This is a genomic window from uncultured Brachyspira sp. (assembly GCF_944390845.1).
In the GTDB taxonomy this organism is placed as follows: Bacteria; Spirochaetota; Brachyspiria; order Brachyspirales; family Brachyspiraceae; genus Brachyspira; species Brachyspira pulli.
This window is the reverse complement of record NZ_CALXRM010000031.1, coordinates 1-21,821: the sequence shown is the minus strand read 5'-3', so window position 1 is coordinate 21,821 and position 21,821 is coordinate 1. Positions and strand designations below refer to the sequence as shown.

At 26.6% G+C, this 21,821-nt stretch carries 18 protein-coding genes; 1 reads left to right on the top strand and 17 read right to left on the bottom strand.

Going from position 1 to position 21,821, the window contains the following annotated elements:
* Positions 1–36: 36 nt before the first annotated feature.
* From Q0K52_RS07790 to Q0K52_RS07710, 17 genes are all read right to left on the bottom strand, one after another.
* Positions 37–834, bottom strand: coding sequence for a transketolase (locus Q0K52_RS07790; protein WP_297298203.1), 798 nt, complete (start codon positions 832–834; stop codon positions 37–39).
* A 102-nt stretch (positions 835–936) separates the two neighbouring features.
* A complete protein-coding gene (locus tag Q0K52_RS07785; RefSeq protein WP_297298201.1) occupies positions 937–1,335 on the bottom strand; it encodes a GIY-YIG nuclease family protein in 399 nt (132 codons plus the stop codon).
* The gene (locus Q0K52_RS07780) at positions 1,325–2,005 is read right to left on the bottom strand and encodes a spore coat protein (protein ID WP_297298199.1); all 681 of its coding nucleotides are present in this window, start codon (positions 2,003–2,005) and stop codon (positions 1,325–1,327) included. Before Q0K52_RS07780 ends, Q0K52_RS07785 begins: the two co-directional genes overlap by 11 nt.
* Before the next feature lie 480 nt (positions 2,006–2,485).
* Positions 2,486–3,301: a 3-deoxy-8-phosphooctulonate synthase gene (gene kdsA / locus Q0K52_RS07775; protein ID WP_297298197.1), complete on the bottom strand. Its 816-nt coding sequence runs from the start codon at positions 3,299–3,301 to the stop codon at positions 2,486–2,488.
* A 557-nt stretch (positions 3,302–3,858) separates the two neighbouring features.
* Complete coding sequence (locus Q0K52_RS07770) at positions 3,859–5,595, bottom strand: DUF342 domain-containing protein (protein WP_297298195.1); 1,737 nt, start codon at positions 5,593–5,595, stop codon at positions 3,859–3,861.
* A 26-nt stretch (positions 5,596–5,621) separates the two neighbouring features.
* The gene (locus Q0K52_RS07765; RefSeq protein ID WP_297298193.1) at positions 5,622–6,425 is read right to left on the bottom strand and encodes a methyltransferase domain-containing protein; all 804 of its coding nucleotides are present in this window, start codon (positions 6,423–6,425) and stop codon (positions 5,622–5,624) included.
* Positions 6,426–6,500: 75 nt separating this feature from the next.
* Positions 6,501–7,277: a PASTA domain-containing protein gene (locus Q0K52_RS07760; RefSeq protein WP_297298191.1), complete on the bottom strand. Its 777-nt coding sequence runs from the start codon at positions 7,275–7,277 to the stop codon at positions 6,501–6,503.
* 24 nt (positions 7,278–7,301) lie between these two features.
* On the bottom strand, positions 7,302–8,240 hold the full coding sequence (gene fmt / locus Q0K52_RS07755; RefSeq protein WP_297298189.1) for a methionyl-tRNA formyltransferase: 939 nt from the start codon (positions 8,238–8,240) through the stop codon (positions 7,302–7,304).
* Between the two features lie 56 nt (positions 8,241–8,296).
* A complete protein-coding gene (locus Q0K52_RS07750; RefSeq protein ID WP_297298187.1) occupies positions 8,297–9,751 on the bottom strand; it encodes a hypothetical protein in 1,455 nt (484 codons plus the stop codon).
* A gap of 32 nt (positions 9,752–9,783) precedes the next feature.
* Positions 9,784–10,398: a hypothetical protein gene (locus Q0K52_RS07745; RefSeq protein WP_297298185.1), complete on the bottom strand. Its 615-nt coding sequence runs from the start codon at positions 10,396–10,398 to the stop codon at positions 9,784–9,786.
* Between the two features lie 92 nt (positions 10,399–10,490).
* Positions 10,491–12,101: a hypothetical protein gene (locus tag Q0K52_RS07740; RefSeq protein ID WP_297298182.1), complete on the bottom strand. Its 1,611-nt coding sequence runs from the start codon at positions 12,099–12,101 to the stop codon at positions 10,491–10,493.
* An 11-nt stretch (positions 12,102–12,112) separates the two neighbouring features.
* A complete protein-coding gene (locus tag Q0K52_RS07735; RefSeq protein WP_297298181.1) occupies positions 12,113–13,525 on the bottom strand; it encodes an MBOAT family protein in 1,413 nt (470 codons plus the stop codon).
* A gap of 198 nt (positions 13,526–13,723) precedes the next feature.
* Positions 13,724–15,655 (bottom strand): ankyrin repeat domain-containing protein, encoded by a 1,932-nt coding sequence (locus tag Q0K52_RS07730; RefSeq protein WP_297298178.1) that lies wholly within the window; start codon positions 15,653–15,655, stop codon positions 13,724–13,726.
* A gap of 90 nt (positions 15,656–15,745) precedes the next feature.
* On the bottom strand, positions 15,746–18,337 hold the full coding sequence (locus Q0K52_RS07725; protein ID WP_297298176.1) for an ABC transporter substrate-binding protein: 2,592 nt from the start codon (positions 18,335–18,337) through the stop codon (positions 15,746–15,748).
* Between the two features lie 111 nt (positions 18,338–18,448).
* Complete coding sequence (locus Q0K52_RS07720) at positions 18,449–18,688, bottom strand: hypothetical protein (protein ID WP_297298174.1); 240 nt, start codon at positions 18,686–18,688, stop codon at positions 18,449–18,451.
* A 260-nt stretch (positions 18,689–18,948) separates the two neighbouring features.
* A complete protein-coding gene (locus Q0K52_RS07715) occupies positions 18,949–19,464 on the bottom strand; it encodes a hypothetical protein (RefSeq protein ID WP_297298172.1) in 516 nt (171 codons plus the stop codon).
* Between the two features lie 4 nt (positions 19,465–19,468).
* Positions 19,469–20,884, bottom strand: coding sequence for a hypothetical protein (locus tag Q0K52_RS07710; protein ID WP_297298170.1), 1,416 nt, complete (start codon positions 20,882–20,884; stop codon positions 19,469–19,471).
* Between the two features lie 164 nt (positions 20,885–21,048).
* Here Q0K52_RS07710 and Q0K52_RS07705 point away from each other — a divergent pair, with 164 nt between their 5' ends.
* On the top strand, positions 21,049–21,711 hold the full coding sequence (locus Q0K52_RS07705) for a helix-turn-helix domain-containing protein (RefSeq protein WP_297298168.1): 663 nt from the start codon (positions 21,049–21,051) through the stop codon (positions 21,709–21,711).
* The last annotated feature ends 110 nt before the right edge of the window (positions 21,712–21,821 follow it).

Below are 21,821 nucleotides of genomic sequence, written 5' to 3'. Positions count from 1 at the left end.
TATTCCTTAATTTTTGATATTATTATTCATTAACTATTAATCAAGTTTATTTAACTCTTCCATAGCTTTTTCGTATTCTTCCTTATTTGGAGCCTTACCATGCCAGCCTACAGCATTTTCCATAAATGAAACGCCTTTACCTTTTACTGTTTTAGCAATTACACATTTTGGTTTTCCGGATACTTTTTTACCAAATACTTCTTCAAGTTCTTTTTCATTATGTCCGTCAACAACAAAAGTTTCAAAACCAAATGCTTTCATTTTAGCTTCCAAATCACCAAGACACATAACATCTTCATTCTTACCGTCTATTTGTAAGCCATTATTATCTATTATAAGGGTATAATTATCCAATTTATAATTAGCAGCAGCCATAGCTGATTCCCAGAAAGTACCTTCCTGTGCTTCTCCGTCTCCTGCTATAGCAAATATTTTGCCGTCTTTTTTATCTAGCTTATATCCCAAAGCAGCACCTACTGCTATACAAACTCCCTGACCAAGAGAACCTGTTGAAGCTTCAATACATTCTAAATTCTTTTTAGAAGGGTGTCCTTGTAATCTTGAACCTAATTTTCTATAAGTTAAAAGTTCATCTGTTGGGAAATAACCTCTATGTGCTAATGTAGAATAAAGCACAGCAGAAGCATGTCCTTTAGACATTATAAGTATATCCCTACCTTCCATTTTTGGATTTTTAGGATCAATATTCATAATCTTAAAATATAGTGTATGCATTATTTCTACCAATGATAAAGAACCGCCTATATGTCCTGAATTGGCATTATAAACCATACTTACTATATCCTTTCTTATTTGAGTATTTAAAGAAGACATAATAATTCCTTTAATATATTTTTTATTAGTTGATGATATAATAAAACAATATAATTGTCAAACATTAATTAATTATTGCAATAATAAAAGATTAACAGCATTCTATTTTTCAAAAACACTATTAATCTTTTCTATTTCATTTTTACTAATGCTTCTAATACTTATATTATCATTGAAATCTTTGTTTTTCTTTTTCATATCTCTAATATAATAAGTTTTAAGAAGCCTATTATTTTTTACAAATAAAATTTTTATTTTTTTATTTTTACTTTTTATATAATGTTCTATTTTCAAAGCGATACTAATATTTTCAACTTTCCAAGCAGATAAAAATTTTAAAGGCTTTCTAAGTTTAGTATAATTAGCTCCCCTACCCTTTGAATGTTTATTAAATCTATTTATAAGATCATTAGTAATACCTGTATAATAAGAATCATCTTCACAAAGTATTATATAAACATAATAACAATTTTCTTTATCCTCTTTTTGACTATTTTCCATTTCTTATATCGCTTATAATAGTATCAACATCAACATATATATCATTATTATATTTTTCAAAGATTTTGCATACATTGTTATAATCATCTATAGTATCAACAGTAGTTCTTAATTCTGGCATAGCAAATTCTTCATCTACTTTCGGATTTTCTATTTTGAATTTATCAGGATTTCTATAATGATACTGTGTAATATGCTCATGCTCAAAACTATCTTTAGAATTCTCATTAGCCTTTTTTAATGCTTCATAATTGATAACCTCTACTCCGCTGCCATAAGGAAGTAAATCATAATGACTTAAATCAGCATTATTTTCTATATGATAATCAATGATCATATCCAAAGCCTTAACACTAACCAAAGGATTATCTCCAGTGGCACGTACAACTATATCAGCATTAAATTTTTCAGCTGCTTTAGTATATCTGTCAAGAACATCTTCTTCACTTCCTATAAAATAATTACATTCAAGTTTATCAAATATATTTTTAAATGCTTCATAAGATTTTTCTTCTGTAGCTACTATTACATCATTAGCTCTTTTAGAACTTCTTAATCTTTTAATAATAAGTTCAAGCATACTATCACAATCAGCCATTTTTTTTAATGCTTTTTGCGGAAGTCTTGTGGAACCTAATCTTGAAGCAAGTACAATAACTATCTTTTTCATATTTTTTCCTTTTTTAAAATTCCTAAAATTATTCGCTCGCTCTGCGTGCCTGCGGCAAAGGATCTGCTAAATAAATTTAACATACAATTATAATTTTACAAAAATATATTTTTAAATTTATTCAGCTTTTCCAGTGGACAACCTAAAGAGGTGACTTTGTCAAAGTTGCAAAAACATAAATTACATTATATCTTATTTTGGTCTATTACATTTTAATTATTAAATACATATCTTTAAAAAATCAATATTTATTTTTTGATACACATCAGTATTCAACATAACAAAATATACATTTTTCTAAATTAATGGTTTATCTTAGAATTAAATACAATTAACTTCATTTAAAAATATTGTTATTTGTACTTTTTTGTTCTTTGACTCTGTCCGCCTGCGATCGTAGGGAATACATTTTAGGTATGGCGTGCGGCGGGAAAAAGAACAATAAAAAATTACAAAATTATAATCATTTCAATATTTTAATTACAAACTTTTAACTAAATCATTAATCTTTATAATTTGAGTCCACAATTCCTCAACCTTATTCAAATCAAATATAGTTCCAGAATCTGAAGGGCTTTTATCAGGATTAGGATGCACCTCCATAAATACAGCGTCTATTCCTAAAGCAACAGCAGCTTTCAATATAGCAGGTATAAACTCTCTAGCTCCTCCAGACTGTCCATTATTAGCAGAAGGCATTTGAAGTGAATGGGTAGCATCATACATAACTGGGGCATAAATTTTCATTATCTCCAAATTTTTCATATCTACAATCAAATTACCATATCCAAACATAGTACCTCTTTCACATAAAAAAAGTCTTTTTTCATTAATAGCATCAGAACATTTATCAGCTATGTATTTACAATCGTAACCGCTTATAAACTGACCTTTCTTAACATTAACAGCTTTTCCTGTTTCGCATGCTGCTCTAAGCATATCTGTTTGTCTGCATAAAAAAGCTGGAATCTGTAAAAAGTCAACATACTTTGCAACTTCATCTGCATCTGTTGGAACATGTATATCTGTTAAAGTAGGAAGATTAAATTCTTTTCCAGCATTTTGAAGTATTTCAAGACCTTCTTTCATTCCTAAACCTCTAAAAGATGAAAGAGAAGTTCTATTAGCTTTATCAAAACTGCCTTTTAAAACTAATTGTATATTTAATTTATCTTTTATTTCTTTTAATTTCTTTGCTATAGTCATTGTCATTTCTTCGCTTTCTATTACACAAGGTCCAGCAATGAATATTAAATCTTTATTTTTATTAGTTATACCTTTATAATCAAAAATCATTTTTATATCCTTAAAATAATTATATTTATATAATACAATATTAAATATCAAAGTCAATTATCATTATTGCAATAAAATATCATATTTATACCTAAACAATTATATTTTGTCAAAAATAAATTTATATTTTTGTTTTTATATCTGTGGCTTTGCCCCAAACCCCACTTCTTTTGCGACTGTAGGGAGTGCCAGTGGCGTGCCACAAAGAAGCAGGCACAGCCCGCCTGTGGCGAAAGGCTACATTTGGGCTTTAATTTAATAAATTATATTACATATAAGACAATTTTAGTATGATTTAGTACTAATTTTTTACACTTGCACTTTTTGGTTCTTTGACGCTGTCCGCCTGTGGCGTGCGGCGGGAAAAAGAACAATAAAAAATTGACAAACTTAAAAATTTTTGGTATATATCATAATAACTTTTATTATTTCATATTTACACTTTTTATAAATGTATAGAATTTAATCTTTTCGTTTAAAATAAATTAGGTTATTAATCAATAGAATTATAAAACTCTATCAATCAATAACCTAATTATATTTATACAAATTATTTTTTAATCTCTTTTTATATCTCTAGGGAAATCATATTCTTCTAAAGGCAATGCTTTAGGAGCTTTCTCTGATATATCTCTAAGTTCCTTAGAATAAAAATATTCTGTACCTGAAATCTTTTTAGATATATACTTTCTCATACTTGAAATATAAACAGTAACTCCTGGGAAAAATCCTTCCATAGAAGTAATACTGCTATGAGATAATTTTTCAAACTCAGCACTCATTTCATCTCTTCTAGCTTCCAACTGAGCTGTTTCTCTAACAAGATTTGTAATTCTTTTTAATATATCTTTTATTCCTTCTCTTTTATTAACTGGTATTCTTTCTATAAATACTTTAGGATTTTTGAAATACTCTGTACCTAAAAGAGATTTTATTTTACTAATTTCTTCTCTATTAGTCTTAACTGTAGAAACAATATTTTTAAATTCTGCATCAGCCTCAGCATCTCTACCAACTGTAATAGTAGTTTTTGATTCACTCATAGAACCTATACTCTTAGCCCAAACACCATTCAAGGCTTTAACGTTACCGCCAATAATAACACCTTTTCCTTCAAGTACTACTACTCTGTCATTACAAGCTATTTCAGCATTAACAAGCTGCTGAGCTATAAGATCGCCCTTGCATATTATATTAGCATTTCTGATAAACTGTGAACATATTTTACCATTAACATTAATTTTGCTGTTTGGTCCGCCTATTATACCGCCAGAAACTATTAAATTTCCTGCACAATCTATTTCAGCATCTTCTATATTTCCTCTAACTAATATATCGCCTTCTGTTTTAATTATAAAGCCTGGCTCAATATTATCTTTAATTATAAGAGAACCATTAACCTCTATATTTCCTGTAGATAAGTCAACTTTATCTATTTCTACTACTGTACTTACAGATAAAGTATTATTATGATTGCTTAATATACCTCTGATACCGCTTCTTATAGTTTTACCATCAGGATCAACAGTAATATTCTTACCCAATTTATAACAAGGATCATCATCATGATGTGCTTCCATTAAAACATCATATATATCAAGACCATCAATAGAAGGCTTTTCTTCCATAAAGTGTGCTATTTGAATTCCAGCATCTATATTATGGATAAATCCTCTTTCTTTAAAATCTATAGCACCAGACTCTGATTCCTTACCTGAATCGATTGTAAAATCATAATCAAGTATAACCTTCTGAACATTTCCATCAATAGGCTTTCTTCCTTCTACAAATACACACATGACACCTTCATCATATTTCAAATTATATGCTACAAGTTCTCCTATTTTATCATAATCTACCATCAATTTAATAGGTATCTCAGATATGATAGTTTGTATTTCATCAAGAACAAGCTGTTTCTTTTGACGCTTTTGAGGAGGAAGAACCATAACACCACGCCATTTATCTGCCACATTAATTACTGGTATAACAGATACTGATTTCAACTGATCATAGAATACATAACCGTGAACCGTACTTTTGTACAAGCCTGTCATTTTGTCAAATTTTACATTCTTGCTAGCTTTTATACCTTCACGTTTAGAAATTGATTTTAATATAGTATCTCCAGGGTGAACATAATTCTTTAACAATTCTTCATACAAATTTTGGTCCTTACTATCAATATCTACAATTTGATCGTATATTTCTCTTGTATTCATATCATTATCATAATAGAATTCATAATTATTAGGATCAATTGATAATGTTGGTTTAGTAATTTCCTTACTCATATATTCTCCTTAAAGATAAAAACAATTCATGCTTTCTTGCATAAGAAGAGCATAACATCTCCTCTATTAAATAATTTAACATATTTATCAAAAAAAGCTTTAACAATTTTATTAGGCTTTTTCTCTATAGGAATAGATCCCCAAGAAAAATCACTAATAATATTAAAACCTATACTTTTCATATAATTTGAAAGTGTAGTCTTGGAAAATAGCCATAAATGCTGAGGCATCACTGCTCTCCAAGCTCCTCCATATTTTTTAGCAAACATACCATCGGCATTAGGTGTTGTTATTGCTAAATATCCTCCCTTAGCAAGTATCCTGTAAATCTCTTTTAAAGTATCGGCAGGATTAGGCACATGTTCTATAACATGTGAAAAATGTATAAAGGAAAAATAATCACTGTCAAAACCAACATCAAGCAAAGGCTTTTCATGAACTGTTATGCCGTAATTTTTTCTGGCATATTCAGCAGAAGATGCACATATTTCAATACCTTGGGCATTATAGCCTTTAGTTTTCAAATAATTAAGCATCATTCCTGTAGCACAGCCTATATCAAGAACATTTTTATTTGGCAATGTACTTTCTATCTTATCAAAACCTATATCTTTCATAGCAAGTTTCATAAGACCGAAAAAATTTTCCTGATTAGCCACTTCATACTCAAAATAATTATCACTATATATATCATTTATCTCATCTTGGCTCAAAACTGGATATTGATATATAAGACCGCAATTTAAACATTTATTGTAGCTTACTAAATCTGTTTTTATATAAACTTCAGATTTGGTGCTGCCACAAAATTCACATTCTTTTCCTTCCACAATATAACTCTCCAATAATTATTTTCGGAAAGAAGCAGCTCTTTCTTTATACTTAATATACAAATAATATTGTTATTAATTTTGAGATTTTTTATTATTAACTGTTAAGATTATCTCAGTATTAACACCAACAACTTCTTCGGCTAAAGGAATTTGGGAAACAACTACATCATTTTCGTATATAGAATCATTTATCTCAACTTTTGGAAGTATAGTAACATTTGTCATTGTACTAATAACTTCATTGCTAATTATACTAAGAGCTTCATCATACTTTATACCGGTAACATCAGGCATTTTTACAACTGCTTGTTCAGCAACATTTATAACTAAATAAACAGTTCTTCCTCTTTTTACTTTTATACCGCCTTTAGGCTCTTGACTAACAACAGTACCTAAAGGGTAATTATCAAAATAGTGAGTTTGAATATTAAGATTCATACCCTCTTTTTCTAAAGTATTAAATGCTTGAAATATTTCTTTTCCTTGAACATCTGGAAGAACAAAAGATTCTCCTCCGGATTTAACAACAACAAATACTACCAAACATACTACCAATACCTGCATTACAAAAAGTATAATAGCAAAAAGTGTTAATCTTCCAAAAACCAATAATGATTTAGAATCGCTTACTATACCATCTGGTAAAATAATCTCTATAAATCTTTTTATGTAATATAATATTTTTGAAAATATATTATTAAATTCTTTTTTATCTTTAATTTTTACAGTTTCTATTCTACCCTCAGAGGTATTTTTCATATTTTCATATTTCTCTGCATTATTAAAAGGTTTTTCTATTTTATTTTTAGACTTAGCTTTTATTTCAGGTTTATTTTTCTTCTTACTCATACTTACAATTTTACTCCAAAATTATTACACAAAATATTCGCCTCTGATTAATTTATTTCCGCACAAAAACTCTTTTACAGTTTGTCTTTTCTTACCTTCCCTTTGCAGCTCTTTTATAATATAAATACCATTAAGTGCTTGAATATATATTCCATCATTATTAAAATCGATTATTTTACCAAAATCATTTTGACAATTAGAATCTTCTATATATTCACTCTTAAAAACTCTTATCGATACATCTTTGTAAAAACAATAAGCTGTAGGCCATCTTACAAAGGCTCTGGTCATATTATGAAGACTATAAACATCTTTTGAGAAATCAAGCTTACCATCTTCTTTTTTTATTTTACTACAATAAGTAGCTATAGAATCATCTTGTTTTTTTAGATTAGATATATATTTATCAACATCTGTAAAAAATTCTTTAAGTAAATATACCCCGCTTTCTTTTATTTTATCATATAAATCATTAAATTGCCAATCTTTTTCTATATTTACCTCATGCTGAAGTATAACATCACCTTCATCTAATTTGGCATCCATTTTTTGTAATGTTGTACCGCTCTTTTCAAAGCCATAAAGTAAAGCATGTTCTACTGGACTGGCACCTCTTAATATAGGTAAAAGGGATCCATGAATATTAAGCGGCATAATTTTTGGCAAGGCTAATGTTCTTTTATTCAAAATTCTGCCATAAGCCACAACTATTAAAAAATCTGGGGCTAATTCTTCCAAAGTACTATAGAAATCATCTTTATTTATGCTTTCCGGCTGGAATAATTTTATATTATTCTCCAAAGCCACTTCTACAGTTGGAGAATTAATTATATTACCCTTTCTATCTTTTTTTGTGTCTATTGGAGCTATTACTGCACTCAAATTGACATTATCTGTTTTCATTAATTGTAAGATACAATCTCTTGTAAAATCGGTTGAACCTGCTACTATAACGTTATACATAGGAAATGATTATATATTTTTATTGTTAAAAGTCAAATTTAATCTATTAAAATAAATTAATATTCTTCCTCAATAATCTCTGCATATTTAATTTCTGATAAAAATTGTTTAAATAAATCAAATGCTATAGGATCTATTGCTATTTTATCCTCTATAAACGCTCTCTTCATATACATTACTATATCTTGAATATTTGTATTTCTGCTTCCTTCCATAAACATAAGTGTGTCATATATATCCACTATTTCTAACATTTTTGCTGGGAAATATGCAAAGGCTTCAGCATTTAAAATATCTTCTGGTTCAAATGTCATTATGAAATCTATTTTATGTTTTGGATCATTAGCTTTTTTATCTAAGAAATTTTTCAAAACTCCGCTTCCATATCCATAACATTCATGATGAAGTCCAGCAACTAAAGATACTTCATCTTTTTGATTCAATACATATTTAAGGAAATAATAAGCTTTTGGAGTGTGGAAATCTTTAAAATCTCCGTCTTTAATGAAATCATCTGTAGGAATAAAATCAATCATATTAAGCATAGCAACGTCATGGTAAAATGCTCCTGTTGCATAATAAGTTATTTCTGAACCTGTAAATTTCCTTATACCAAGTTTATATACTTTTTCTAGCTTCTCCATTCCTGTAGTTATATTATATTTATTAAAAAGAGCCTTATAATATTCCAAATATTTGTTTTTATAATCTTGTCTTAACTTATTACTTAATCCCTTATTGAATATATTATTATAAAAATATAAGAACTCTATCATCAATATGCAAACTCTATTGCTATGACTTAATATATTTGCATCATTAAGCAAATCTAAACTATCAAATATATCAGCACTAAAATATTCCTTTTCTAAATATGTTACAACAGAATTCATTATACTTGAAATCGTAGTTTCTATTTCTATACCAATAATACCATTAGAAAGTTTATTAGATGTTTTCATGTATTTAAGATATCTTATAAAATCTAATCTTGATATAATTCCTAAGCCTGTTAATATACGTTCTATATTAGAGGACATTTCTGATGATATTTTATTTGCTTTAGAATCTAATTTTAATTCATCTAAATATGGTTTCAATAAAGATAATCTATTATTAGGTTTCTCTCTAATTATTCTGTTCAAAAATAAGGAATTGGCAGATTTTAATTTCTCTCCGCTAGCCTCACAATTATTATATATATGATAAAAATACTCTATTTCACTATATTCACTATCATCAGCACCAGCTACAACTGTGCTTTTATTGGTATTAGGATTATTTAAATTAAAGAATTTACTGGAAAATGATGATATATAATATTTAGCATCTTTAAGCAAAACATTATCTTTTTCTTCTATCAATACATCAACTGAAGAACCTGGAATAATAATACTTATTCCATTAGAATTAACACAAGTTATTTCTATATTTTCCTTTAATATTATATCCTTTAAATCTGCAATTTTATCAAAATTAATTTCATAGTATTTATTCATTGATTTAAACATAAATACTCCTAAAACTATTTAATTTATATTAATTATTTTTCCATTTCCTGTAAAATTTCTTCTATATGCTTCAATTGTCTATCGGCTGTTTTATTATAATCTATTTCACCTAAAGCTATCTTATAAGCTTTATCAATTAAATTATCCATTTCTAATTTAGCTTTATTTTTCATAACTTTTGATGCTAATTCTTTAGTAATCTCCCATCTTTCTTTAGCTAAATTATAAAAAAACACAGCATACTCAAAACTTTTCTTTATATCCTCATCAAACTGTGAGTTATAAAAATAATAGTTCTCTTTATCATAAAGTCCAGCAAGATAAATATAATTCTGTGTTATTAGATAATTAAACTGCATATGCATAAGATCTTTATATCTAGTATAAGCTTCTTCTGTTGTTATAATAGTTAAAGCTCTATTTACAAAATCGAAAGGAGCATCTAAAGCACGCTCAAGATAATCTACATTTCTAAGTAAATCATACTCTGCATAATATGAAGGTAATGAATAAAGTCTATAATAGTCCTCAGCATAAACTATATAACCATAGTCTTTTTTCTCCACTATAGTTGATTCTTTCATACCTATCTTAGGATAAAGATTTAAAGTTAATATAAAAACTAATAATAATACTATTTTTTTCATAATTCAAACTTATAATTAAAGTACTATTATTATTAACGGTATAAATAGCATAATACTTTATTAATAAAAATATTTATATGATTGATTAGAATTTATTTTAAATCTTTATTTATTTCTTCTATTTTATAATTTGGAATAGTTTTCAAAACATAATTTTTTAATCCTCTTTCTACTATTTCAAATATAAATAAGTTAGGAGATATATTTTTTAAATCAGTAATTTTAAAATTTCTAAAATGTGCATAAGTAACCATATTAAAACTACTAGATATATACGGAACCATTGCAGAACCATATGAATCTCTCAATATAAATAAATATCTGTTATCTAAGTTTGTTTTTGATATTGTAGTAAAATTTGCCCAGTCTATAATATTAATTTTTTTATAATTATCAAATGAATATCCAGAAACAATTAATCTCATATCATCATTATAATATTTACTCTTTGATAAAGCAAAAGCTTTAGTCAAATCATTATACTGATCAGTATTTCCATCTGATGTTTTATCTTTAAATGATATATCTTTTAGCTCAACTTCATTAATTGGTATAAAAGGATTGTGTAATTTTTTTAATATTTGAGTATATGCTACATATCCTCCTAAATAATTCCAATGAGAATCGTATTTATAATATAACTGATAATCATCTTTATATTTAAGAAATTCATCTTTTGTATAAATAATTTGAATATCTGTTTCTTTTTTTATATAATCAACAAATTGATCTGTAACAGTTAAATTCGTTTTTCTCCTTATGTAATCAGGAATATAATCATCATATATAAATTGTTTATCATTGCATATCATAAGAATAAAATCAATATTTCTTTTCTTTAGTTCATCTCTAAAATGTAATAAATTATTTTTTGCTTGTTCTAATTCTTTATTATTAAAATATGTATATTCCATACCAATATACATATCATTCATATCTTTTATAAACAACCATTTATTCTTTCCTATCAGTCTATCTTTTTTGGTTGAATTATTAAAAATAATAATATCAATTAAACTTTTTATTTTTACTAATTCATTTCTAAAAGGTGTATTATCATTAAAATATGTTTCATATAATTTTGGATAATTATCTAATTTTTTTATATCTAATTTAGGTTTATCTGCAAATTTTCTATTTTCATAATTAATATGGTCAAACTTATCATAAAAAACTTGATAAACAATATTAGGCATTATTAAAAAACACAAAAATATTATCAATATATAAGCATATCTATTTCTAAAATTAATCTTTGATAGTTTCTGTAAAAAATCTAAAATTATACTATCTAATAATAAAAATATAATAATAAACAATAAAGATAGTAACAAAATTAATTTTTTTGGCTTTAAGGTATAAATAACATTATCAATATTCCCTTCTATTTTCTTATTAGATTCTAATATACCAAATGGACTTCCTGATTCATTCATTGTAATTTTTCTTATATATCTATTTGACTTAATTATTTGATTAGAATTTATATAGACTTCATATATATCACTATTTCTAAATATCTTACTATGATATTTAACCCTAAACTGATAAGTATAAATATTATTTTTAGATGATATTAATTTGAAGTCTGATAAGTAAGCTTTTCTATTAAACGAGCCTAATATAGATAAAACTAAAATTAACAATATTATAATAATACTAATGAATAATGATATTTTATTAAATAAACTTTTATTTTTCATAAATAACTCTCTTAAAATCTGAAATAGATAAATGGATTATAAGTACCATTTACTAAATACATAATACAAATAAATAAAAGTATGAACTGAATTACACTTTCTAATATATAAACTTTACTAGAAAATATAACTTCCTTAATTTTTGGAAATATACTCTGAAATAATCCGCTAAATAATATACCAAATATAAAACATACTAATGTCTGAGGATAGAAGAAATATCTAACTGTGTAAATACTCTCTTTATAACTAAACATTAATTTATACAAATTTAAAGCATGTTGTAAATCATTCGCTCTGAATAATACCCAACCAAGTACAAATACTAATATGACATATATATGATTTATAAACTTAAATTTATTTTGCTCTAATATCTTACCTAAAAATACACGCTCTATAACCAAAAATAATCCATGCCATAAGCCCCATAGAATAAAATTAAAACTGGCTCCATGCCATAAACCTGTAGAAAAGAAAACTATTAATAAATTCAAATAAGTAAAATATTTTCCTTTTCTGTTACCGCCTAATGGTATATATAGATACTCCTTAAACCAAGTAGATAAAGATATATGCCATCTCCTCCAGAACTCCTGAACTGATTTTGATATATAGGGATAATTAAAGTTTTCTAAAAACTTAAAGCCAAACATATGACCTAAACCTATAGCCATATCTGAATAGCCTGAAAAATCATAATAAATCTGCATAGTATAAAGAACAGCAGCTACCCAAGCTAATGCTGTTCCTATATCTCCTATAGGCTGTTTTAATATCTCATCACAAGATAAAGCAAACATATTGGCTAATATCACTTTCTTTGATAGCCCGTAAATGAACCTTTTTATTCCGTAACTAATATTTTCTAAACTTTCGGTTCTATTTATTATTTGACTGTCTATATCATGATATTTTACTATAGGTCCTGCTATCAATTGAGGAAAGAAATATATATATAATGCCAAATTAATTATATTTTTCTGTGCCTTATTTTGTTCTCTATATACATCAACTACATAAGATAAGGCCTGAAAAGTATAAAATGATATTCCTATAGGAAGTACTATATTTTTTAATGAAATTAACTCTTTTCCTGATATTGAATTAATTATTGATATTGCAAAATCAGTATATTTGAAATATCCTAATATTGATAGATTAATTATTATACATAAAGTTAAATAGATTTTCTTTTTTAATTTATTATTTTCTTCTATTGCTTTATCAATTAATAAGGCAAATAAATAATTAATTACTATAGAAGAAAACATTATTAAAGTATAACTAACCCCGCCCCAAGCATAGAATATTATGCTAGCTATTAACAGTAATAAGTTTCTGTACCTTTTATCTAAAACATAATATAAAATAAAAACTAATGGCAGAAAAAGCCACAAAAAAATCATGGAACTAAAAAGCATTAGTATAGCTCCATGTTATAAATATTATATACGAAAAATTGAAAAGAAAATAGTTTAGTGCTGTGCTGTGCTGTGCTGTGCTGTGCTGTGCTGTGCTGTGCTGTGCTGTGCGTTACCAGCATATTATGCTCCTAAATTTAAACTATATTTAGATAGTATAGTAATTTTTATTTTATGTCAAATTATAAAGATATTGTTTTATTCATCAGTATTGCCATTATTGCTGTTATTTTGATTTTCTTCAGATTCTTTTAAGATCTCAAATATAGCACTATTATTATTATCTCTAGCTATATCTATAGGATATTTACCTCTATTATTTCTAACAAGAACATCTGCACCTGATAACACTAATTCGCTTACTATATCTATATTACCGGAATTAACTGCTTTATGTAAAGGAGTATCACCATCAATATTTTGTAAATTTAGATTAGGCTTCTTCTCTAAAAGCATTCTAACAATAGGAAGCTCTGAATTTTCTGATGCTATATGTAAAGCTGTATTTCCATATTTATCAATAGCATTAATATCCACTTTCTGTGTCAATAAAATTCTAGCTATATTTTCAGCACCGCTTTTAGCTGCTATCATTAATGGAGTATAACTAGATATTCCAGCATAATTTATATCAGCACCAGCCTCTACTAATATTTGAAGTAAATCAACATTATCATTGTTAATAGCATATTCTATTAAGCTCTCACCATCTTTAGTTACAATAGAAAGATTAGCTTTATTAGCTATTAATAATTTAGTAAGTTCAACATCATTATTCATTACAGCAATTGTTAAAGGGCTTAATCCTCTGCTGTCTTCTGCATTAACATTAGCTTTATTTTCTACTAAAAGATTTATCATATCTATTCTGCTTGATTCTATAGGACTATTCATAGCATATAAAAGTGGAGTCTGTCCGTCATAACTTTCAGCATTAATATCTGCTTTATTTTCTATTAAAACTTTAGCAAGATCAACATCTCCATTATTTGCAGCATACATTAAAGAAGTCCAACCATCATTATCTGCAGAATTTATATCAGCACCATTCTCAAGAAGTACTTTAACTGTATCTATATAAGAATTTCCAGCAGCTATTATTAATGCATTTTTACCATTAACAAGTCTGTTTATAGTAGTTTTATTAGCATTAGAAATAATATTACCCATTATCTTAGCACTATTAGTAGATGACTTTGATAATAGAACTAAATCTACAGGAGATGAACTTGTATTATTGAATTTGGAACCAGCAGCAGCCATTATTATATTACCATATTGGTCACTTTCACCTGCTTCTTCTATTTTTGCACCTTTAGATAAGAAATAATCTACTAATGCAGGATTAAGCGATAAAACGGCATTATAAAGTACAGTAGTTCCATCAGCATTTTTATAATTGATATCTGCTCCATTATCTATTAAATAACGTACTATACTCTCATCACTGTTTTCAATAGCATAGCTTAAAAGAGAAGGTTCTCTTTTCAAATCAAATGAATTATCTAATAAAAGTTTTATCATAGTTTTATTAGTTTGAGAAACGGCATAATACATTGGATATTTATTTAAATCATTTCCTGTATAAGAACTGCCATATACATTAGCTTTTCCTTCTTTTATAAGAAGTTCTGCAATTTTTGTATTATTATTACTTATAGCCAATACAAGAGGAGTAATTCCTGAATTATTAGCTATTTCTGAGTCTGCTTTATTTTCTATTAAGAATTTCACAGCTTTAATATTATTATTTTTAACAGCATAAAATAAAGGAGTTTCATTATCACTGCCTGTTTCATTAACATCAGCAGAATAATTATTAACCATTTCTTTTACAACTCTATCACCATATCTTTTATTATATATTTCTTCACTGTATATTTCATAATTTCTAACCAATTTATCCATATCAGATTTACCTTTTATGAATAAAAATAATCCAACAAGTATTCCAGCACCTACAAGAAGTACAAATACAATAGCACAAGCTACTACAGCGACTTTAAATATATATTTTTTATTTTCTTCTGCTTCTTTAGATTTATCTACTCTTTGAATGGTTGAATCTATATTTTTATTTGAATTATCTTGATTATTATTAATCAAATTATTATTTTCTAAATTTTCCATAAATCAAATACTACTCCCATTTAATTTCGAAATATAATAACATATTTATAATAAATTTAAAGATACAAATTACAAAATATATATACCACCCTATTGTAATACAAAACTTCTAGTTTCTATATAAGGAGTTTCATCAGCTATATATGATTCTATAACAACAATATAATTACCCTTCGGAAGTGATGATAATTCCTCTTTTGGTATAGTAAGTTTGAATACATCATCTTGTAAAACAGCATCATATTCCCTTTCGCCTCCATTTTGAAGCTGAAGAAGTACTTTTACTTTAGTATCATCAGTAGGCAATTCAAATACATTATCAGGATAGTTGTATGTAGAAACATAAATATCTATATTCATATTATTGTTTCTGTTTGCTATCGCAGGAATATCAATATCTTCTATTCTGCTCATTTTAGTAGATAATTTTTCAATCCAATATTCAGCAGTATATCCATAATCTTTGAAAGCAGTCAATTCTATATAATTAGCCTTTGAATCTATTCTTGAAATAAAGAAAGGCCCATTTGATATATAGGCATGACCATAAGAATCAATAAAATCAATAGCAGCCTGATATCTTTTTACCGCTTCTTCTTTTGTAATATATTCCTCTATTCCTATAGGTACATATTGAGAATCACGCATTTCAATTAATTTTTCTTTTATATCAGATACACAAGTAGGATTTTTAACATCTATAGAAGTTAATGACTGATCCTGAGAAATAGTATAAACATTACCAGACTTAGAACCCTCTAACACAAGCTTCATTATAGCTTCATTTATTTCAAAAGGAATAACAGTATTTCTATTAGGGTTTCCTATTTTTGGCCCTACTGATGCAATTCCTATTTGTCTGTTCATATCCATAGGCCAGTAATAATTTCCATAAATTGTAAAACTTCCGTCATCATTTATAACACTTCCAACTGCATTGTCCATAGCAGAAGCATATCTTCCAGCCATAGCAGAATCATAATATTTATCATTTTCATTGGTTTTAGTTATTATATTGGCAATGAATACACTTCCATACATCAAATCAACTAAAGATGATTGTATGCCATGATGCCATTTAAAACTTTTAGGTTTAAAATTACATTTAACATAAGCGGTAAGATTATCAGACTTTTTATAAACCATTTCGCCATTTTCATTCATTTTAACAGTTAATCCTTCTTCCCATTTTTGAGTATAAGGATTGTACATTTTAGCATTTTGAGGAACTTTTATTGTACCTACAGGTATACCATTATTACCAGCTATAACACCTATTTCTAAACTATTAGTATCAGCTTCACCAAGTATAAATTCTGTTTTTGCGGTGGAAGGTGATTCAAATGAAGCACCAGCATCAGAACAAGGCCCTATCATTATGGCAGAATATGCATCAGAAAATCCTCCAACACCTACAGGATCCCAAGGACTTATAAATAATGAACCTTGTGCAGAATGCTGAAGTACTCTAAGAACTTTTTCTCCATTACGGTTAGGTTTTATATCAGCACTTCTTATAGACCAATCATTTATACCATCGCCTACACCATAAAGCATTCTTCTGTTAAATCTTTCTTTATTTGCCACAAAAAATTGAGTTTGAGAGTTTAAATATATTCTAACAGCATCTTCAAGACCTATTTCCTGCAAACGCATATTGCCATTCCAATATTCATCAGCAGTCAAGAACCAACCATTTGAATTCTTATCACTTATTCTTGAAGCCTCTTTATTATCATAATTCCAAAACTCTGCAACATTGGCTCCAGGCATATAATTGCCTTCTCTTACATACATCTGTCTTAATGTAACGTCCCACCAAGCACGAGTAGCACCTGCTCCCCAAGCCTCTGTTATAATATTCCATTCATAATCTTTTGGATCAGATCCATATACTACCTGTGTAGACTTATTTCTGTCATACAATAATTTTTCAACTTTTATTCCTGTTTTTTCTATTAAATCAGATATGGCATTTCCTGCTGGAAGTCTTCCTGTAGGATCATCAACTCTTATAACAAATTTAATAGTTACTGCTTCACCATTATATTTCCACCAGCCATTTTCCTTTACCAACTTTCCCCTATTCTCTGGTAAATTGGCAGCTTTTTCCATGGCTTTATTTATATCATTAAGAGCTTTTTCCTGATTACCATTCTCTGTCATACCCATTTTTGAAGGTATAAGATTATATCTGTAAGTACCCGGCTGACCTGGAGTTGCCTGAGTAAATGAAGGCTGACCTGCTCCTCTTAAAATTTCATCAACAAGTTTTTTTCTATCAATCAAAAAATTCATGGCAAATCTTATTTCTTTTATTGCTAAAGGATTAAAATGAGTTTTTCCATCTCTTGTTGTTACTGTATAAGGTGCTTTATTTGGTACTGGATTAAACAACAAAGACCAAGAACCTGAAGGAACTGCATAAGTATCGAGTTTTTCCAAATCATTCTCACTTAATGATAAATAAACACTTCCATCTATACCGCTTGCCATTAAATCAGCTCTGCCGTCTGCCACATCTTTAATAGCTATTGTCATGTCGGTTCTTACTTCATATATTATTTTATCTATTAATGCTCCGCCTCTGTCTATTTCTCTTTGCTCTATTTCTTTTTCATTATTTGAACATGATAATAATAATATAAATATTGATAGAAAAAATTTATTAAAAGATTTCATTTAAAGCCTCATTTATATATAATACTACTTAACATAATATATAATAATAGTATAAATAATAAATGTCAATATAATCATCAATTTCTATATCTAGTAAAAAATAATATCTAATCAAACTTTAAATTTATCTATAATAATTTTTTGAATTTCAAGATTAAATTCTTCATAAAAACTATTATTTACAACATTATTTTTACTATTAGGATTTTCTATTGTAATAGCTTTTTTATCAATCCATTTCACATTTCTTCCAATTCTTATTTTACTATCTACAATAGGAAAATTTTTAACAATTTCATTATCAATTACTATACAAACAGCTTTATTGTTATCATTTGAGTTTTTTAGCAAATGATTTTATATAAATAATATCACCAACTTTTAAAGAATGTATAAATTGATGCAAATCAGGTGCATATTTAATAGGCCAGCCAATACCACCTGCCGCATTATTATCAATAAAATACTGACTAACATCTACTCAATCAACAGCAGCACCTACTCCATAAATAGCCATAATATACTCCTTTTAGTAATATAAAATATAATTCAAATAAAAACGTGCATATAAACTTTAATTTACATGCACGTTATTTTTTACTAAACTATTATTATTTTTTATGCCAATGTATAGACTTGATATACAAAGCAGAAAGATTAGTTAAATCTTTATCATCTTCTGTTTTTGTTGATAAAGCGTAATAAATATCGTCTACTCTCCATAATGTAAACTTCTCACCATTAGCAGTAATATTATACTCAACATTTATAGAATATTCATCTTCTATAAAATTTTTTCCGCTGTTTGTATAATCACTATAAAATGAAATTAAATTATTTGAATTTTTTGAAGCTCTGTAAATATAAGCATTATTCATATAATCAAAATCCACTTCAGCAACATCTTTATTAATTATAAAATATTTAGCATTCTGTCCATGTTCAGGAGGGGCAACTGTAATCCCTATTCCCAAAGGAAGAAAAGAATTTGGAGAATCTACTTGAACCATATCCAATACATTTTCTTTTGCAGAAGTATTGTTTAGTTTGGTATCATTAGATTGATTAGAACATGAAGCAAGTATCAGCACTATACAAATAAATAAAGTAATTAATAATCTCATCAACACCTCACTCAAATTTTTTCATCTCTGATAAATAAGCTTTAAATATTGTAAATAAAATATAATCTATTTTAACCTCATCTTTTAAGAAATTATCATACATATAATCTGTTATCTGCTCATCTGTTTCAATTTCACTAAAGCATATATCATGTTTATATTTTAGAAAATCATATAAATCCAATATTTCTAAAATTTTAACAGGATAGTATACAGAAGCTGAAAAATTGAGTATATCTTTAGCATCAAATGTTATTAAATATTGATACTCAAAATTTGGTCTTTTCGCTTTCATGGCATCATATAAAGTCATACCAAGTCCATAGCCATAGCCATAATATTCATGATGAAGACCTACAGTCAAATTCACATCTTGATTACTAGAGATAGAATATTTTAAATAGTTATAAGATTTGATAGAATGAGAATATAGTTCATTATTTGCTCTGTCTGAAGGTAAATAATTTATAATATCAGTTAATGTAATATCATGGAGTAATCCGGAAATACCCATATTAACAATTTCTATATTATCAAATTGTCTTATTCCTAATTTAAATATATTATCCAATTTACTAATATCTTTTAAAAATTTATTTTTTTTGGATACTTTATCATAATAAGACATATATTCTGTTTTCCATTTAGCTCTTATTTTTGAAAGTATACCCATATTAATATTTCTATTATAAAATATCATAAACTCCATGATATTAAGAAATATCCTATTACTATGATCTATAACATTACTTCCAGTAAAACCTATTGTAGTAGAAAACATATCATTTTTTTCATAAGGTTTATTTAGTAATACAAAAACACTCTCAGCTACACTTCTTATTAATTCTTCATAGTTTATATTATAATTTTTACTGTCAAATATATTTCTATGATGATTATCACTTTTATTAATATTACTTATAACATTAATTCTTTGCATTAAACCCAATTTTATTAATATTTTTCCAAGAATCTCAGCAGCTTTACAAGTAAATTTATCTCTGTTTTCTTCTATTTCCAATTCTATTATTAAATTCTTAATATCCTCTACTCTCTTGAAATTATTCATAGATAATATTTCTTCAAGCATAGCTTCTTGAGCAATTCTTATATCATCTGATGAATCTTTACAATTAGTAAAAATCGAATAAAAATAATCTTTATTATTCAATTCATTTGGATCTACAAAAAATGATACCATATCCAAATATGATTTATACACGTAAAATTCAGAATTATTAAATAGAATATTATTATTAAAACTATCATCAAATAAAAAATCAATCTTATTATAAGGTATCACATTTATAACGCCATAATCATTTTTAGAAATAATATCTATTTTATCTTTTAATATTAATTCTTTATAATATCTAATTTTATCTAAAGAGATTGAAGTATAATTATTTAAATCTATTTCCATTAGAAAACCCTATTTTATAATTATTTTTTATTCTTATAAGTATTATTATACACATATAAAACAATAAAACAAATATTTTAATTAAAAAAATTTGGAAAACAAAAAAAAATTATTATATTTAGTATATTATATATTAGCGGAATATTATGGAGGCGAGCTTTACAATGAACGATTACAAATATAATCAGGAAGATTTTGCTATACTAGATACATACAAAATTCTTTCTCAATCACTTGGAAGCTACTTAGGTAAAGACGCTGAAATAATTTTATATTCATTTGAAAATAATAAAAAATCAATAATCAATATTGTTAATAATAATTTGCAAAATAAAAATATAGGCGACATTTTATCAGACAGAGATGATAATATTTTAAATGAACTTTTAAATAATAAAACTAATTATAAAAATAATTTTGTAGAATCAGTAACTGGAGAATGTTCCAAGCTAAATTACACAATAATAAAAAACACACTTGAAATTCCTATAGGTATGTTAATTATAAGTTGGAATTTTGATATTTCTTTGATTAATACTCTAAAAATTTTTATTCCAGACAGTCTTAATAATAATAAAGATAAGAAAAAAAATAAATCAGAAGATATTATATTAGACAGCATAAAAAAAGTTATTATAGGAATAGACCGAGATGAAGTTGGTCCGTCTGTGTACAATAAAACAATAATAAAAAAGCTCTTTAATCAAGGTATATTTGAGTTTAAAGAATCAGTACAAATAGTAGCCAATTATTTAAATATATCGCATCATACAGTATATTTGCACATAAGAAGTATAAAGAAATATAAAAAAACTAATAACCAATAAATTATTAATTTATTAACATTGGCATGAAAACTGTTATACCAAAAATTTTTAACTTTGTCATTTTTTTAGTCAACTTTTTCCCGCCGCATACGCTCTGCGGACTTCGTCAA

Coding starts and splice junctions, on each gene's coding strand:
- Q0K52_RS07790 (WP_297298203.1), bottom strand. CDS start 834: ATGTCTTCTTTAAATACTCAAATAAGAAAGGATATAGTAAGTATGGTT.
- Q0K52_RS07785 (WP_297298201.1), bottom strand. CDS start 1,335: ATGGAAAATAGTCAAAAAGAGGATAAAGAAAATTGTTATTATGTTTAT.
- Q0K52_RS07780 (WP_297298199.1), bottom strand. CDS start 2,005: ATGAAAAAGATAGTTATTGTACTTGCTTCAAGATTAGGTTCCACAAGA.
- kdsA (WP_297298197.1), bottom strand. CDS start 3,301: ATGATTTTTGATTATAAAGGTATAACTAATAAAAATAAAGATTTAATA.
- Q0K52_RS07770 (WP_297298195.1), bottom strand. CDS start 5,595: ATGAGTAAGGAAATTACTAAACCAACATTATCAATTGATCCTAATAAT.
- Q0K52_RS07760 (WP_297298191.1), bottom strand. CDS start 7,277: ATGAGTAAGAAGAAAAATAAACCTGAAATAAAAGCTAAGTCTAAAAAT.
- fmt (WP_297298189.1), bottom strand. CDS start 8,240: ATGTATAACGTTATAGTAGCAGGTTCAACCGATTTTACAAGAGATTGT.
- Q0K52_RS07750 (WP_297298187.1), bottom strand. CDS start 9,751: ATGTTTAAATCAATGAATAAATACTATGAAATTAATTTTGATAAAATT.
- Q0K52_RS07745 (WP_297298185.1), bottom strand. CDS start 10,398: ATGAAAAAAATAGTATTATTATTAGTTTTTATATTAACTTTAAATCTT.
- Q0K52_RS07740 (WP_297298182.1), bottom strand. CDS start 12,101: ATGAAAAATAAAAGTTTATTTAATAAAATATCATTATTCATTAGTATT.
- Q0K52_RS07735 (WP_297298181.1), bottom strand. CDS start 13,525: ATGCTTTTTAGTTCCATGATTTTTTTGTGGCTTTTTCTGCCATTAGTT.
- Q0K52_RS07730 (WP_297298178.1), bottom strand. CDS start 15,655: ATGGAAAATTTAGAAAATAATAATTTGATTAATAATAATCAAGATAAT.
- Q0K52_RS07725 (WP_297298176.1), bottom strand. CDS start 18,337: ATGAAATCTTTTAATAAATTTTTTCTATCAATATTTATATTATTATTA.
- Q0K52_RS07710 (WP_297298170.1), bottom strand. CDS start 20,884: ATGGAAATAGATTTAAATAATTATACTTCAATCTCTTTAGATAAAATT.
- Q0K52_RS07705 (WP_297298168.1), top strand. CDS start 21,049: ATGAACGATTACAAATATAATCAGGAAGATTTTGCTATACTAGATACA.